Origin of the sequence: Seonamhaeicola sp. ML3, from assembly GCF_023273855.1 — a bacterium.
GTDB lineage: Bacteria > Bacteroidota > Bacteroidia > Flavobacteriales > Flavobacteriaceae > Seonamhaeicola.
The window spans coordinates 2668734-2684399 of the sequence record NZ_CP096884.1 but is presented as its reverse complement, the minus strand read 5'-3'; the positions used below and the strand labels follow the sequence as shown (position 1 = coordinate 2684399).

At 33.2% G+C, this 15666-nt stretch carries 12 protein-coding genes and 1 tRNA gene; 9 read left to right on the top strand and 4 right to left on the bottom strand.

The features are described 5' to 3' along the window. Positions 1-164: 164 nt before the first annotated feature. Positions 165-998 carry a DUF5131 family protein gene (locus M0214_RS11610; protein ID WP_371873493.1) on the top strand — a complete coding sequence of 278 codons (834 nt, stop codon included), beginning with the start codon at positions 165-167 and terminating at the stop codon, positions 996-998. Positions 999-1067: 69 nt separating this feature from the next. Then, entirely contained in the window at positions 1068-2501 is a 1434-nt protein-coding gene (locus tag M0214_RS11605) for a hypothetical protein (RefSeq protein ID WP_248722728.1), read from the top strand. A 183-nt stretch (positions 2502-2684) separates the two neighbouring features. Here M0214_RS11605 and M0214_RS11600 read toward each other — a convergent pair whose 3' ends face one another. From M0214_RS11600 to M0214_RS11585, 4 genes are all read right to left on the bottom strand, one after another. After that, positions 2685-3380, bottom strand: coding sequence for a hypothetical protein (locus M0214_RS11600; protein WP_248722727.1), 696 nt, complete (start codon positions 3378-3380; stop codon positions 2685-2687). A gap of 314 nt (positions 3381-3694) precedes the next feature. After that, the gene (locus M0214_RS11595; protein WP_248722726.1) at positions 3695-4903 is read right to left on the bottom strand and encodes a site-specific integrase; all 1209 of its coding nucleotides are present in this window, start codon (positions 4901-4903) and stop codon (positions 3695-3697) included. 191 nt (positions 4904-5094) lie between these two features. Beyond that, positions 5095-5168 (bottom strand) — tRNA-Arg (locus M0214_RS11590). A gap of 160 nt (positions 5169-5328) precedes the next feature. Beyond that, entirely contained in the window at positions 5329-6975 is a 1647-nt protein-coding gene (locus tag M0214_RS11585; RefSeq protein ID WP_248722725.1) for a sodium/sugar symporter, read from the bottom strand. A gap of 146 nt (positions 6976-7121) precedes the next feature. Between M0214_RS11585 and M0214_RS11580 the strand changes: the two genes are divergently transcribed. The 7 genes from M0214_RS11580 to M0214_RS11550 all read left to right on the top strand — a co-directional run bounded on the left by M0214_RS11580 (position 7122) and on the right by M0214_RS11550 (position 15612). After that, positions 7122-8114: a GntR family transcriptional regulator gene (locus M0214_RS11580; protein WP_248722724.1), complete on the top strand. Its 993-nt coding sequence runs from the start codon at positions 7122-7124 to the stop codon at positions 8112-8114. 7 nt (positions 8115-8121) lie between these two features. After that, the gene (locus tag M0214_RS11575; protein WP_248722723.1) at positions 8122-9018 is read left to right on the top strand and encodes an aldose 1-epimerase; all 897 of its coding nucleotides are present in this window, start codon (positions 8122-8124) and stop codon (positions 9016-9018) included. A 7-nt stretch (positions 9019-9025) separates the two neighbouring features. Beyond that, on the top strand, positions 9026-10177 hold the full coding sequence (galK, locus tag M0214_RS11570) for a galactokinase (RefSeq protein ID WP_248722722.1): 1152 nt from the start codon (positions 9026-9028) through the stop codon (positions 10175-10177). Between the two features lie 19 nt (positions 10178-10196). Continuing rightward, positions 10197-11216, top strand: coding sequence for a UDP-glucose--hexose-1-phosphate uridylyltransferase (locus tag M0214_RS11565; RefSeq protein ID WP_248722721.1), 1020 nt, complete (start codon positions 10197-10199; stop codon positions 11214-11216). Between the two features lie 167 nt (positions 11217-11383). Then, a complete protein-coding gene (locus M0214_RS11560) occupies positions 11384-12949 on the top strand; it encodes a hypothetical protein (RefSeq protein WP_248722720.1) in 1566 nt (521 codons plus the stop codon). Between the two features lie 178 nt (positions 12950-13127). Beyond that, positions 13128-14762: a sulfatase gene (locus M0214_RS11555; protein ID WP_248722719.1), complete on the top strand. Its 1635-nt coding sequence runs from the start codon at positions 13128-13130 to the stop codon at positions 14760-14762. Between the two features lie 226 nt (positions 14763-14988). Then, a complete protein-coding gene (locus M0214_RS11550) occupies positions 14989-15612 on the top strand; it encodes a helix-turn-helix transcriptional regulator (protein ID WP_248722718.1) in 624 nt (207 codons plus the stop codon). Positions 15613-15666: the final 54 nt, after the last annotated feature.

Below are 15666 nucleotides of genomic sequence, written 5' to 3'. Positions count from 1 at the left end.
AAAATTGTTCATATTTAGTTTAACTCTCAGGAATTTTGTATTTTTGCAGAGTTAAAACCCAAAGTTTGGGTTACTTCGAATAAAGTGGAGTAGTTTCCTCTCCTATTTTCTAAAAGAATACTTTTTGTTTCTGTTGATTTTAAAACCTAATTAGGTTATTCTGCATGTGTAGTGTTGTTCTCATGTGTAATCAAATTATTATTAATTATAAATTGATTATTATGAGTAATTACTCAAAAACTAAAATAAATTGGACTGACTTTTCTTGGAATCCCTGGACTGGTTGCACAAAAGTCTCAGCAGGCTGTAAGTTCTGCTATATAGATAGCATTGAAATAAACTTAGGCAGAAATCCAAAGAGGGTAAAAAGGACCTCTAACACAACATGGAACAAACCCCTAAATATCTCAAAGGGGTCAATAATATTTACATGTTCAATGAGCGACTTTTTCCATCCTGACGCAGATGAATGGAGAAATGAAGCATGGAATATTATTAAAAACACGTCACACCACACCTACCTTATCCTAACCAAAAGACCAGAGAGAATTAAAGATGCTTTACCAAAAGATTGGTGCCAACAAAAATATAGTCATGTTTGGCTAGGTACCAGTATTGAAAATAATGACCCAAAGGTATTGGATAGAATTAGAATTTTAAAAGAGATAAAATGTCAAATAAGGTTTATCTCTTTTGAACCCTTGCTTGAAGATTTAAAATTATCTCCAAAAGACCTAAAAGGTATTCATTGGGCAATAATTGGTGGAGAATCAGGTAGGTATAAAAGTGGCAGAATTCCACAATTTAGAGAAGCAAACCCAGAGTGGTTTAGGCACCTAAGAGATACCTGTAAATCAGCAGGTGTCTTAGTTTGGTTTAAACAAGCTGGAACCTACATAGCTCATAAATATAAAATGACAGGTAAAGGAGAGGTATTAAGTCAAATCCCACCTGATTTACAAATAAGAGAAAGACCAGACTTAAATCAAGTTTTATGAGACAATAGTAAATACCACTTGCTTTACAGTAAAGCACCTTAAAAGGAAAGCTCCTCGAATTGAGGGGTAATGGTATTACAAACTACTAAAGTTGAAACCACACAAGATTTCAACTATAAAATGAAAAGCAACCCAAGTGAAAGTGTGGCACTTGGCAATAAAGCTTTAGGTTGCGTAAAAAAGGATTATTTAACCTTATACATTCCTGAAAGAATTAATATGGATAATATCTTGGAATGCCATCCTCCAGACTTTAAATATCATAAAGATTACTTTGTGTATATACTAAGTTTGATTACTTCAATAGCCTCTAAAAAAAGAGGGTTGGTTGAAAAATATGATGGCTATATCCCAATAAACAAGAAGATACTTCAAAAAAGAGTCAGGAATTATAGGGCACATATTGACTACTTAAAAGAAAGGAGGGTTATATATGAAATAACGCATTATAAAGTTGGCGAGAAATCCCAATGCTATAAATTTACTGAAGAATATGAAAGTAAAAACGTTCCTGTTCAAATTACAAAAAGAACATTAATTAAATCTATTCTCAAAGTAGATAAAAATTGTAATGTCAAGAAGACAGCCCAATTAGATTATCTGAAAAGTTGGTTTAATGAAGACCTTGAAGTGGATTTCAAAAAAGGGGTTGACTACCTAATAAAAGAATATAGAAATGAGGTAGATAACCCAGAATCCAAAAATCCATTATTAAGTTTCAACTGTAAGCTTCTACCACTACAAAAATTATATAGAAAAGAGTATGATTTTTATGTAGATAAAAGTGGCGAGAGACTGCATACGAATATAACTCAATTAAAGTCTGAGCTAAGATGTTTCTTAAGGTACAAAGGAAAAAGGTTATCAAGTGTTGATATAAGTAATGCCCAACCTTATTTGGCAATAGCATTACTAGATAGTAAGATATTCAAATCTTTGGAAATGGAGCAATTCATTACCAATCCTAGAAAGGAAAATGATTCTAATTACCTTAAAGAGCTAACCTGTCTAATTGGTGAGACTGAAAACAAGCCTGATGTATTAAAATTCAAGCAAATGGTGGCTTCTGGTGAATTTTATGAGAAGTTTGAACAAATGCTTAATGAATCAAAATTAGTTGAACTAGATGGTCTGATAATGGATAGAAAATTAGTTAAAGAGATTGCTCTAAAAACCATAAATAGCCCTAATACTCATATATGGTTTAACGGGTCAATGAAAGCATTTAAGAAAGCTTTCCCTAATGTTTATAGAGTATTTCAACTGATAAAAAAGGGGAAGCATAATACCTTGTCTATTGCATTACAGAGATTAGAAGCTAACTTAGTGCTTCATAAAGCTTGTGGGTTTATATCAAAAGTTAGACCTGACATACCTCTTTACACCTTACATGATAATATTGTAACTACAGTTGGAAATGTGAGATTTGTAAAATCAGTACTAAGCAAAGTACTTAAAAAACATATTGGGGTCACACCTAGTTTAAAAGTGGAAACTTGGTAAAACCTTTAAAAAGTATTTGGAATAAGGTTAGTAAATCACTAACCTTATTCTTTATTACATATGTTATACATGTTATGTATATATAATATATTTAAAATTCTTCACTTATCATTATCCCTATTATGGTAGTAATTTTAATCTAATTCTAAATCACAATATAATTAGTAGGTGTATTTAGATTATTTAATTACCAATAAAACCTTTATTAGTATTTATTTCAGTTAACCTAACATCTACAGATATAAGAAGCTCTTTAAAATAACCCTCGGCTTGCTTGATTAAACTCTTTAAATAAATCACATCTGTAATTACAACTTTTCCTCTCTCTAAACTTACCCCTTCCACCTTAGAAAACTTTCTTTCGTCCTCTATGTAGCTTTGAGTATGTGCAATTGCATTTCTTACTTTTAGTTGATTTCCTAACCTTGAAAAATCTTTAACATACCTTTCTTTTGTTACACCAAATTCCTTTTCAATAATATTATTTATGTTGAGAAACACACTTGACTTTGGTATATCTACATTTATACCAAATTCCTTAATCATCATTTTAAGAAACTTCAAGAGTTTCCCTTCTAAATAAGAGAACAATGATAGACAGATAGAGTTACGTTGAATATCAATTAACTGCTCAAATGTTCTATCTCCATCTTCAAAGAATTGTTGGTCATATGAGGCTTGATACTCATCTGGGATATTTGCTAACCTTGCTTTCTTTTCATTGATAAATTTTTCCTTTTTAATTGCATAAGATTCTTCTTGATTATTTATCAAATCACTCAAAGCCCAAAAACCTATTGAGGTTTCATATTGAAACCACCATAATTCACACCAGTTAAATGAATGAAAATCATTAAAATTAAAACCAAATTTAGCCATGCATTGTTTACTTTAAAATTAAATCATCTAATATATAATTAATATGAAAAACTTGCGACTTGAGAACTTGCCAAAAGCTATGGAACTGGCTTTACAAGAACTAACTAAAATCCAAGAAGTGCTACTAAACATTAAACAAATTCTGAAAACACCCAAATAAGAAGAGTTTCTATCAAGAAAAGAAGTATGCGAATCTCTCAATATTCTTTGACTACTTTATGGCATTGGTCTAAAAAAGATATATTGCCTAGCTACAATGTTGGAAGAAAGGTTTTCTATAAAAGGAGTGAAATTGAAGAAAGACAAACAAAAAACTAATCTAACTTCAATCTTAATCTGTTAATTTCCTCACTTACCTTATTTTGAACAACCTTTGCATAATGCCTCTGTGTAACTTCTAATTTAGAGTGTCCTAATAGCTCAGAAACTATTTCCATTGGTACATCATTATAGAGCAAAATAGTAGTTGCAAAAGTTTTCCTAGCTATGTGATGTGTAAGTCTCTTTTCAATACCAACAACTTCTGCTATTTCTTTTAAATAGGAATTAAGCTTTTGATTAGATATTAAAGGAAGTAACTTTTTATTATCACGCTCCTCTTTATACCTAGCCAAAATATCCAAAGCTTTTGGAAGTAATGGCACTGACACTTGACTATTTGTTTTTTTCCTATACATCTGTATCCAAGTATTTCCGTCAAATCCTTTTATTAAGTGCTCCCTAGATAATGCATTCATCTCTGCATAAGCTAATCCAGTATAACAACAAAACACAAACATATCCCTAACTTGTTCTAGCCTAATTTGAGCAAACTTATGTTCTTCTAGCCTAGCCAATTCTTGAGCATCTAAATAAGTTAACTTTAGTTTGTATTTAGTTGGTTTATACATTATGAATGGGTCTGAATTTAATAGGTTTTCAGATATAGCATAGTTTATTATTTTGCGTACTCTTTGCAAGCTCCTATTTATAGTAGATTGACTCAAACCTAAGTCAGTTTTAAAATAATATTCTAAGCCTTTGATAAACTTCAAATCCAAATCTCTTAACTTTATATCAGACTTTTTGTAAGCCTTGTTTACATAAGCCTTTACCTTTCTTTTATTCTCAATATACCTACTCCAAGAAGTTTCATTAAAATCAATTCCTATCAACTTTTTCATCTTATTGTTATGCTGGTCATAAGTTTCCAATAATGTAACTTCCGCAGTAGTTTGTTTTCCTTGATAGTGACTATAAATATCAATTACATTAAACTCTAAATAATTAACCTGTAAAAACAAAAAAGCCTGATTCAACTTTTGTTTTATCAGGCTTAATTGTGTATTAATGTAATAGTAGGTATCTGGTGGGTGAGCACTTTGCTGATTGCTCTTCCAATGTTTTGGATTTATGAATAATCCTGTAGAGAATACTTTTCTCTTGCCCAGATGAGTTATTCTACACCTTATTGGGCATTTCCCCTCTTTATTAATTCTGTTCTTTTGTAACAAGAACAATATATTTAGTTTGCTAATTTCCATGCTTTTAAGTTTTAAAATAATGGTGTACCCGAAAAGAAAAATGGTGTACCTTAATGTGTGCCTATTTTGATTAAAAAAGGCATACGTATACCTAGTAGTAAATTGATTATGAAATTTTACCAGAAGAGCTATAAAGATATATAACCCCTCTAAAAACAACAAATCCCCACTATTACTAGTGAGGATTGAAGTGATCGCGACAGGATTCGAACCTGTGACCGTCTGCTTAGAAGGCAGATGCTCTATCCAGCTGAGCTACGCGACCATTAAAGCGGTGCAAATATAAAATTTAAGCTAAATCTAACCAAAATTAAATATAGAATTTTTGGACTATTTTTTAATTAGTTTCAAAATCAATGATTTATGCTAAAAAAAGAAAACCGCTATAATAACTTATAGCGGCTTTGTTTTATGATTTAAATTTTTTACCAAAAAATTGCATAAAGTGCAGTTAAAATCAACATAACTGCAAAGGCACCAATATTAAACAAAGGTGATGTTTTGAATAATTCCTTTGTAACTGGTATTCCTTTTTTATCATCAGCACCTTTGTGTTGAAAATAACTATATAAAATTATTACCAGCATGGTCAACAATAATGTATATCCCATTTGATGCATAAATGGAAGGTCAACAAAAAAGGCAGACGTTGACCATCCTTTAGGCGCTACCTTAAAGTATATAGCTATAGGAATTGAAACCAATGCGCCAACAATTGCAGCTTTATTGGTGGTCTTTTTCCAGAATAGACCCAATAAGAACACCGCTAATATACCAGGACTCACTACTCCCGTATACTCCTGAATGAACTGAAAAGCCTGATCAATACCTCCTAACAAAGGCGCCATTATACATGCTATTATTAAGGCTACTGCAGCAGAAATTCTTCCTACATTAACCGTTTTTCTATCATCTGCATGTTTGTTGATATACTGTTTATATATATCCATTGTAAAAATGGTAGATGTAGAATTAAGCATAGAAGCCAGTGAGGATACAATTGCAGCAGCAAGAGCAGCAAAAGCTACACCCTTAAGTCCTGTTGGTAAAAACTGTAGCAACCACGGATAGGCATTGTCCTTTTTATCTAGTGGTGAATTTTGAAGTGCTATATCTCCCAAGCCTGTCATCATTTCCGGATCATTAATTATAACATATGCTGCTATACCAGGAATAACTACGATCAATGGAATCAATAATTTTAAGAAAGCAGCGAATAAAATCCCCTTTTGAGATTCTTTTAAAGACTTGGCAGCCAAGGTTCTTTGGATGATGTACTGATTAAAACCCCAATAGTACAAATTAGCAACCCACATACCTCCTACTAAAACCGCTATACCGGGTAAATTTATGTATTCTGGATTTGTTTCATCCAAAATCATTTCAAAACGTTCAGGAACTTTATCATAAATAGTCGATAACCCTGCCATAAAACCTTCTCCCCCAGATACTGTATTCAAAGCTAAATAGGTTGTAACTAAACCTCCTAATATTAGAAATACAACCTGTATAACATCGGTCCAAGCAACCGCAGACAACCCACCATAAAGCGAATAGGCGGCAGCAAACAGGGCCAAACCAATAATCCCATAAATTAATGGAACTCCCATAATTGTTTGCAGAGCCAAAGACCCTAAATAAAGTACAGAGGCTAAATTCACAAAAACATAGAGCGCAATCCAAAAAACAGCCAGTATCGTTTTAAGATTTGTTGAAAAACGCTTTTCAACAAACTCAGGAATAGTATAAAGCCCCTTTTCAATAAATATTGGTAAAAAGTACTTACCAACAATAATTAAGGTTAACGCTGCCATCCACTCGTATGATGCTATTGCTAGACCTGAAGCAAAACCAGCTCCAGACATTCCTATAAACTGTTCTGCAGATATATTAGCCGCAATTAATGAAGCTCCGATAGCCCACCACGGTAACGACTTACTCGCAAGAAAATAATCTTCGGCATTTTTTTGATGTCCTTTTTTATCTCGTGAAACCCATAACCCTACTCCTAAAATTAAAATGGCATACGCAATAAAGACTACGTAGTCCCACATGTGAAATCCTGCTGTCATGATAGTATAAACTTTGGTTTAGTTAGTAATTAATGGTTTCAAATATAGAAATTTAAATTTTAAAAAAACAGTGATTCTTAGCAAAAAATCATACTAGTAGGGTCTAGTAGGTTTTTTTAAAACTTTTATATATTTTTGCCTCCATAATGATTACCATTAAAAGCAACATAGGAATCCCTAAATACAAACAGATTATCAATTCCATTGAAGAATCTATAGTCTCTGGCGCATTAAAAAAAGGCGATAGAATACCATCTATAAACGAAATAAAAAACAAACACAAACTATCGAGAGACACCGTATTAATGGCTTTTAATGAATTGAAAAACAGGGGTGTTATTCAATCTATAGTAGGTAAAGGCTATTATATTTCCAGTGAAAATGTTAACGTTAGACAAAAAATTTTCCTACTCTTTGATGAGCTAAACGCATTTAAAGAAGACTTATATAATGCTCTAAAGGATAGTTTGGGGGAAGCTATAGAACTAGAAATATATTTTCACCATTTCAATAAAGATATTTTCAAGAAACTTATTTTAGATAATGTTGGAAATTACAGCTACTACGTAATTATGCCAGCCAACTTAAAAAATACAAAAGAGATTATTGATAATCTCCCCTCTGAAAAGGTTTTTGTTTTAGATCAAATGCACCATGACCTAAGTGCATTTCCTGCGGTCTATCAAAATTTCGAAAAAGCGCTATATAACAATTTAAAACTTGTAAAGCATCGCATTGAAAATTACCAAAGACTTTATTTAGTTAACAATGAAAACAAGCAACCAAAAGGTATGCTTTCTGGTTTTACCAAGTTTTGTAAAGACAATGATTTAGAGGGTTCAATTGTTGAAAATCTAAAAGATAAATTACCAAAATCTGGCGATTTATATATTATTCCCGATGATAAAAACCTACTCAGAATCATTAAAAAAATGAAAGAAGTTAAATTGGTATTATCTAAAGACATTGGTATTATCTCCTATAATGATACGCTGCTCAAAGAACTTGTTGAAGGCGGAATCACAACCATTTCAACAGATTTTAACACTATGGGAAAACGTCTGGCAGAGATGATATTAAACAAGGAACACAAACAAATAGAAAATCCAAATAAACTAATAATAAGAAACTCATTATAACCTTAAAATGTTCAATATAAATCATAACAAGAAGGCCAAAACCTTAGAAATAGAGTGTGCAGATTTTAAATTCTTTGCCAAAATCCATATTGATGCTGGTGCTAGTTTACAAGAACTTACACTTGCTGGTCATGAAATAATCAAACCGCTATCGCCTCTTCCCTATACCACAACCTATGCCTCTAGTATACTTTTTCCTTTTGCCAATAGAATAAAAGATGGGCACTATAAATTTCAAGGAGAAGAATTTGAATTTGAAATAAACCAAAAAGAAGAGAACAATGCCCTACATGGTTTGGTTTATGACAAAACCTTTGATGTATTGAGTATTGAAACAGAACCCGAAACGGCCCTAATAGTGTTGGAATATAACGAAACAGAGTTATCAAAGGGTTTTCCTTACAAATATAGGGTTCAACTAGAATACCGTTTCACCAAAGACAAACTAGATCTTAAAATGTCCGTGAAGAACAACGATGCAAAACCTTTTCCATTTACATTGGGTTGGCATCCTTATTTTTTAAGCCATAATTTATATGAAAGTTCCTTGGAATTCAGCAGTACTAAAAAACTAGAACTCGATGATCGCAACATAACCGTTAATACTTTGGAAACCGAAACCAAAGCCCCTATTAAAATTGGTAAGCAACAATTTGATGATTGTTGGATTTTGAACAACGATGAAGTCCTGTTTAAAACTCCTAAATACAACCTAAAATTTAACGCCACGGGCAATAATAACTTTTTACAGGTTTATACACCTCCTAAGGAAAACACCATAGCTATAGAACCAACTACTGGGGTATCAGACAGTTTTAACAACGAAATAGGGTTAGCTATTTTAGAAGCCGGAAATAGCTACGAAATTACCTGGAGCCTAAACATAGAAAGCAACCAAACATAAAGATAAAATGAACACTCAATTAATAAAAGATGTAAAGGATGTTTATGTCGAAACATTTGAACAAACCCCAATATTAATTTTTTCCCCTGGAAGAATAAATATTATTGGAGAACACACAGACTACAATGATGGTTTTGTGTTTCCAGCTGCAGTAGATAAAGGTATTGCTGCTGCCATTCAAAAAAGTGACTCTAACATATGTACAGCTTATGCTTTAGATATGGATAGCAAAATAGAGTTTGAACTCGATAAGCTAAAGCCATTAAAACAGGGAAGCTGGGAAAATTATGTTTTTGGTGTTATAGCAGAAATTCAAAATAGAAACAAAGTTATTGGAAACTTCAATATTGTATTTAAGGGCGATATTCCTGGAGGGGCAGGGATGTCTTCTTCTGCGGCCTTAGAGAACAGTGTTGTTTATGGCATAAATGAACTTTTCGACCTAGGACTTACCAAAGAAGAAATGATTTTTATTTCTCAAAAGGCAGAACATAATTATGTAGGTGTGAATTGCGGAATTATGGACCAGTATGCCAGTATGTTTGGAATAAAAGACCATGCGCTTTTATTGGACTGTAGAACCATTAAAGCTAAACCCTTTAAAATCGATTTTAAAGACCATGAACTGCTCTTAATAAACACCAATGTAAAGCATAGCTTATCTGATAGTGCTTATAACGACCGCCGTTCGGCTTGCGAAAACATTGCAAAATTGCTTAAAGTTACTGCTTTAAGAGATGCTACCGAAGATGATTTGGCAACTATAAAAGACGAAGTAACTCCCGAGAACTACCAAAAAGCCTTATATGTTATCCAAGAAAACAACAGAGCTAGACAGGCTTCTAAAGCTATGGAAGAGGTCGACTTAGCTACACTAGGCAATTTAATTTATGGGTCGCACGAGGGACTTTCCAAACAATACAAGGTAAGCTGCGAAGAATTAGATTTTCTTGTTGGCAAGGCCAAAGCCAGTGGCTATGTTATAGGAGCCAGAATGATGGGAGGCGGCTTTGGGGGCTGTACCATTAATTTAATTGAAAAAGGTAAAGCCGAAGATTTTAAAGCACTCGTTTCTGAACCCTACAAAGATAGATTTGGCAAAGCATGTTCTTTCTATTCGGTAGCTTTATCAGACGGGACACACGTAGTAAAACAATAAATTTTAACGTAATTAAGAAATGAATACTGAACTAGATAATTATTCACATAAACGTTTTAACATTTTAACAGGCGAATGGATATTAGTATCTCCACACAGAGCTAAACGCCCATGGCAAGGACAAAATGAAACCGTTAACAATGAGAAACGGCCAAGTTATGATGAAAACTGTTACCTCTGCCCTGGTAATACACGAATTAATGGCGAAATAAACCCAGACTATAAAGACGTTTATATTTTCACTAACGACTTTGCCTCCTTGCAAAGCGATTCACCAGACTTTGAGGTAAACGACGGCTTATTGATGGCCAAAAGTGAAAAAGGAATTTGTAAAGTGATATGTTTTAGCCCAGACCACTCTAAGAGCTTGGCAGACATGGAACCTATAGACATTAAAAAAGTAGTTAATGCTTGGCAAAAAGAATACAAGGAACTGGGAGCCAATGAACTCATAAACTATGTGCAAATCTTTGAAAACAAGGGCGCTGTAATGGGGTGTAGTAATCCACATCCACACGGTCAAATTTGGAGTCAATCTACACTGCCCAACGAAGTTGTAAAAAAGAATACGCAACAACTAAACTATTACAAAAAAAACGGTACTAGCATACTGGGAGATTATCTCACTCAAGAATTAGACAAAAAAGAGCGTATTATTTTTGAGAATGATGCCTTTGTAGTTTTAGTTCCATTTTGGGCCGTTTGGCCTTTTGAGGCTATGATTGTGCCAAAAACCCATCAAATAAATATTTTAGAGTTAAACGATACCGAAGCCTTTTTATATGCCGAGGCCATTTCTAAATTAACCAAGGCTTACGATAAAATTTTCAATACATCGTTCCCTTATTCTAGTGGAATACACCAGGCACCAACCAACGGTGAAGATAATAACCATTGGCACTGGCATATGAGTTTTTATCCGCCTTTGTTGCGTAGTGCAACCGTCAAAAAATTTATGGTAGGCTACGAAATGTTTGGGTCGCCACAACGTGATATTACAGCAGAGAAAGCTGCTAAAATGATAAGAGATTTAGTATAATTTTAATCTCTAAGTGTTAATAGCGATAAAAGGCCTTTGCATACTAGCAAGGGCTTTTTTTATGAATCATTTTTATAGGATCTCGTATACTGGTAATATCAAAAAATACTACAGTACATACTAATTCATTATTTCAAAAGTTATATTTTAGCATAAACTAAAATTGCATGCGCCGCTATCTATTTTTTGTCTTAACTATAGTATTTTTAACCCTTTGGAGTTCTTGCCGCAAAGACTTTGAATTCACACCAAGTACTGGAAACCTTGAATTCTCTAGAGATACAGTTTATTTAGACACAATTTTTAGTAATATAGGCTCAAGCACATACAATCTAAAAGTATATAACAGAAGTGATAATGATATTTCTATCCCTTCCGTGAGGCTTGCTTTAGGAGAAAGTTCAGATTACAGATTAAATGTAGACGGCATTTCCGGAAAAATTTTCGAGGATATTGAATTACTGGCGAAAGACAGCCTTTTTATATTTGTGGAAAGCACTATAGATATTAATAACTTTCCAAATCCCAATGGAGAATACTTATATACAGATCAAATAGAATTTGACGCCGGTGCAAACTTGCAGAAGGTAGAACTAGTTACCTTAGTTAAAGATGCAGTTTTCATTTTCCCAGATAGGGACAATGCCACTAAAGTCATTGAAACACTTACACTAGATGTAGGAGGTGAACAGATTGAAACAGAATTACCCGGTCGTGAACTATTGCCTTCAGAATTAGTTATGACAAATAATAAACCCTATGTTATTTATGGATTTGTATCTGTTCCTTCTGGACTAACGCTTACTATAAATGCTGGGGCAAGATTACATTTTCATGACAACTCTGGTATTATTGTAAATAATGGTGCTTCATTACATATTAACGGTGAAGCAAGTAATGATTTAGAGGTTATGGAAAACGAGGTCGTTTTAGAGGGTGATCGTCTTGAACCAAGTTTTTCTGAAAGACCCGGACAATGGGGAACCATTTGGCTTTTAGATGGTAGTACAGATAACATCATAAACCACACTACAATAAAAAACGCTCTTGTCGGCATTCTCTGTGATGGTGATGCTAATGCCTCAAACAATAAACTTACCATTTCTAATTCACAAATTTACAATAGCAGTAACTTTGGAATTTTAGGGAGAAATACCTCTATTGAAGGCAGTAACGTTGTTATTAATAACTCAGGATTATCATCATTTGCAGGAACTTTAGGTGGAAAATACAACTTTACTCATTCAACAATTGCAAATTACTGGCAGAATGGATTCAGACAGTTTCCAGCATTACTGCTGAATAATTTTATTCTAGACGAGGACAACAATGCTGTTTTAGCAAATCTTACAGAGGCCAACTTCAACAATTGCATCATATATGGTAACGACAACCCAGAAATTCTTTTCGAAGAAATGGAGGATGAAAACGTTAACTTTAACTTCAAATTCACCAATTGCTTAATAAGATTTGAGGATAGAAATAATAACTTCTCTGGGGAGAATTACGACTTCAACAACTTAAACCGTTATGAGGGCATCATTTTTAATGAAGACCCCAATTTTAAAGATCCCAATTTAAATATGCTTATTATTGGAGAAGAATCTGCTGCCATAAATAAAGGTCTACAGGCTTTTGCTACAGAGGTCCCTAATGATATCCTCGGAGTAAACCGAACAGCTTCACCCGATTTAGGAGCCTACCAACATATCATCTTTCCAGAGGAAGACTAGGTCTATCAAATTACCATCTTGCCAACATATTTAACAGATATTTTATCTCTAAAAAAGTTTTTAAGTTTAGTGAAATAAATCTTCATTAGATATTTTACGTAACTTAACAACGCTTTTGTTCGTATAATAAGCGTTGATTTGCCTTTAACTTGTCTTAACTCAAAACATACTAGTATTAATGAAAAGCAATATACTTTTTTTGATATTCTGTTTATTTCTTTCTTGCAATACAAAAACAGAAAAGACAAGTACAACCGTTAAAAAAAAGAGGCCAAACATTATTTTCATCATATCTGATGATCATGCCTATCAAGCCATTAGTGCGTATGATGATAAACTTATTAGAACGCCACATATAGACAGAATAGCAAAGGAAGGTATGTTGTTTACCAATGCCTGTGTTACTAATTCTATCTGTGCGCCCTCACGAGCAACTATTTTAACCGGTAAGCACGCACATATCCACGGTAAGGTAGATAACAAATTTCCTTTCGACACCTCTCAGGTTACTTTTCCACAAATTATGCAACAAAATGGTTATAGAACAGCCATGTTTGGAAAATTACATTTTGGAAATAACCCCAAAGGTGTAGATGATTTTATGATTCTTCCTGGGCAAGGAAATTATATAAATCCAAAGTTCATTACAAAGCAGGGAGATACCACTATAACAGGCTATGTTACAGATATTATTACCGATCTTACTCTAAATTGGTTGGATAAAGAAAAAAACAGCGAGGAACCGTTTATGCTTATGTACTTGCACAAAGCACCTCATAGACCTTGGTGGCCAAGAGCAGATAAATTCAAGGAATTTTCTAAGAAACAATTCCCTGAGCCTAAATCCTTATTTGATGATTATGCTAACCGTGGAACAGCAGCCAAAACAGCCGAAATGAATCTCTTAAAGCATATGAAATACGGTCACGATTCCAAAATAAGACCAGGAACCATAGAGGCTATGGGAGGTGTAAAACCGTATGTTGAACCTTTTATTTGGGGTGGTGTAGACGGATTTACAAGACCATACAATAGAGCAAACACCAAACAAAAAGCTCAATACAAACCAACTTTAGATTCTATAAACAACTGGTTTAAAACCAACTGGTTAACAATGAACGATAAAGAAAAAATGAAATGGAAATACCAGCGCTATATTCAAGATTACCTGGCATGCATATCGTCTGTAAATGACAACATTGGGCGTTTATTGAATTATTTAGATGAAAATAATTTAGCCGAAAATACCATAGTTATTTATACCTCAGACCAAGGCTTCTATTTAGGTGAGCATGGTTGGTTTGATAAACGTTTTATCTATGACGAATCGTTTAAAACGCCACTAATGGTTAGATGGCCCAATGAAATAAAACCAGGTTCTGTAGAAAATGAAATGGTTCAAAACCTTGATTTTGCGCAAACCATTTTAGAAGCAGCTCAAATTGAAGCACCAAAAGACATGCAGGGTGAAAGTTTAATTCCTTTATTAAAAAGTAATAAAGACCAATGGACTAGAGATGCTGTATATTACCACTATTATGAATACCCTGCTGTGCACATGGTAAAACGCCATTACGGAATTGTTACTAAAGCGCATAAATTGGCGCACTTTTATTATGATGTGGATGAATGGGAATTATACGACCGCCTCAAGGACCCAAATGAAATGAACAATGTTTATAATGACCCCGAATATGCAAATGTTGTCGAAGAATTAACTCAAAAGCTCAAGAAATTAAGAAATACTTATGGTGATTCTGATGTATCTGACCAGAAGTATATTGAGCTTTTTGAGAAAACAACAACTCACTAAATATTCCTTAATCATCTATTTTCTGGTATTGATTAAAAAAACAAATATTTTATACAACTCAAAATTAATTTCAAGACTCAAAAAATAATATACATTTAAAATATTTTCAGACGACTTTTCTTTTGAAGTTTTCTTCTCTAAAGTCCTGCTTTGCCGTAAAATTGTCGTAAGAAAACCGCTAAATGTTTTCTAATATTTAAATACTTTTACATGCAAATAATCAAGCATGGGAAATATCGGGAACTTAATTAAAGAAACAAGAAATAAAAAAGCACTTTCACAAGAAGAATTGGCAGAATTGGCCAATGTGAATCTCAGAACCATACAGCGTATCGAGAACAACGAAAGTAATCCACGAAATAAAACTATTAGCTTGATTTTTGATGCTCTGGAACTAAACTGGACAGACATTGAAACTACTAAAGAACAACCCAACAAAAACTATTTAATTCTTGCCACAATACTTTGTGTTATAATTATAATTAGTTCGTTTTCTGGTTGGTTTTCATTTGTAGCGACTACTGGATCATCGGCTTTAAGAGGTCAAACTTTAACCACTACTGGTTGGGAAGGTAGTCTTAGTATAGGTTTTTTTAAACTTTATAATTGGTTGATTAGTCTTTGTGCTTTATCAATTGGAACGCTGGTAATATTAATGCTTCTAGATATTGTAAAAACACGATTCGCTTTTTTAATAGGTCAAATTATAATTATTACACTGTACCTAATATTTTATATTTTCCTTAGTTTAGATATCGACAGTTTAAGTTTAAAACATGGTTTGTTTCTTATGATAGCTTCAACCATAGGATTAATTCTTTTATTCCGTAGAATTAAAAAAACTACCTAGAAAGTACACTATATATTACATCATAAAAAAAATCCTGAAAAAATTAATTTTCAG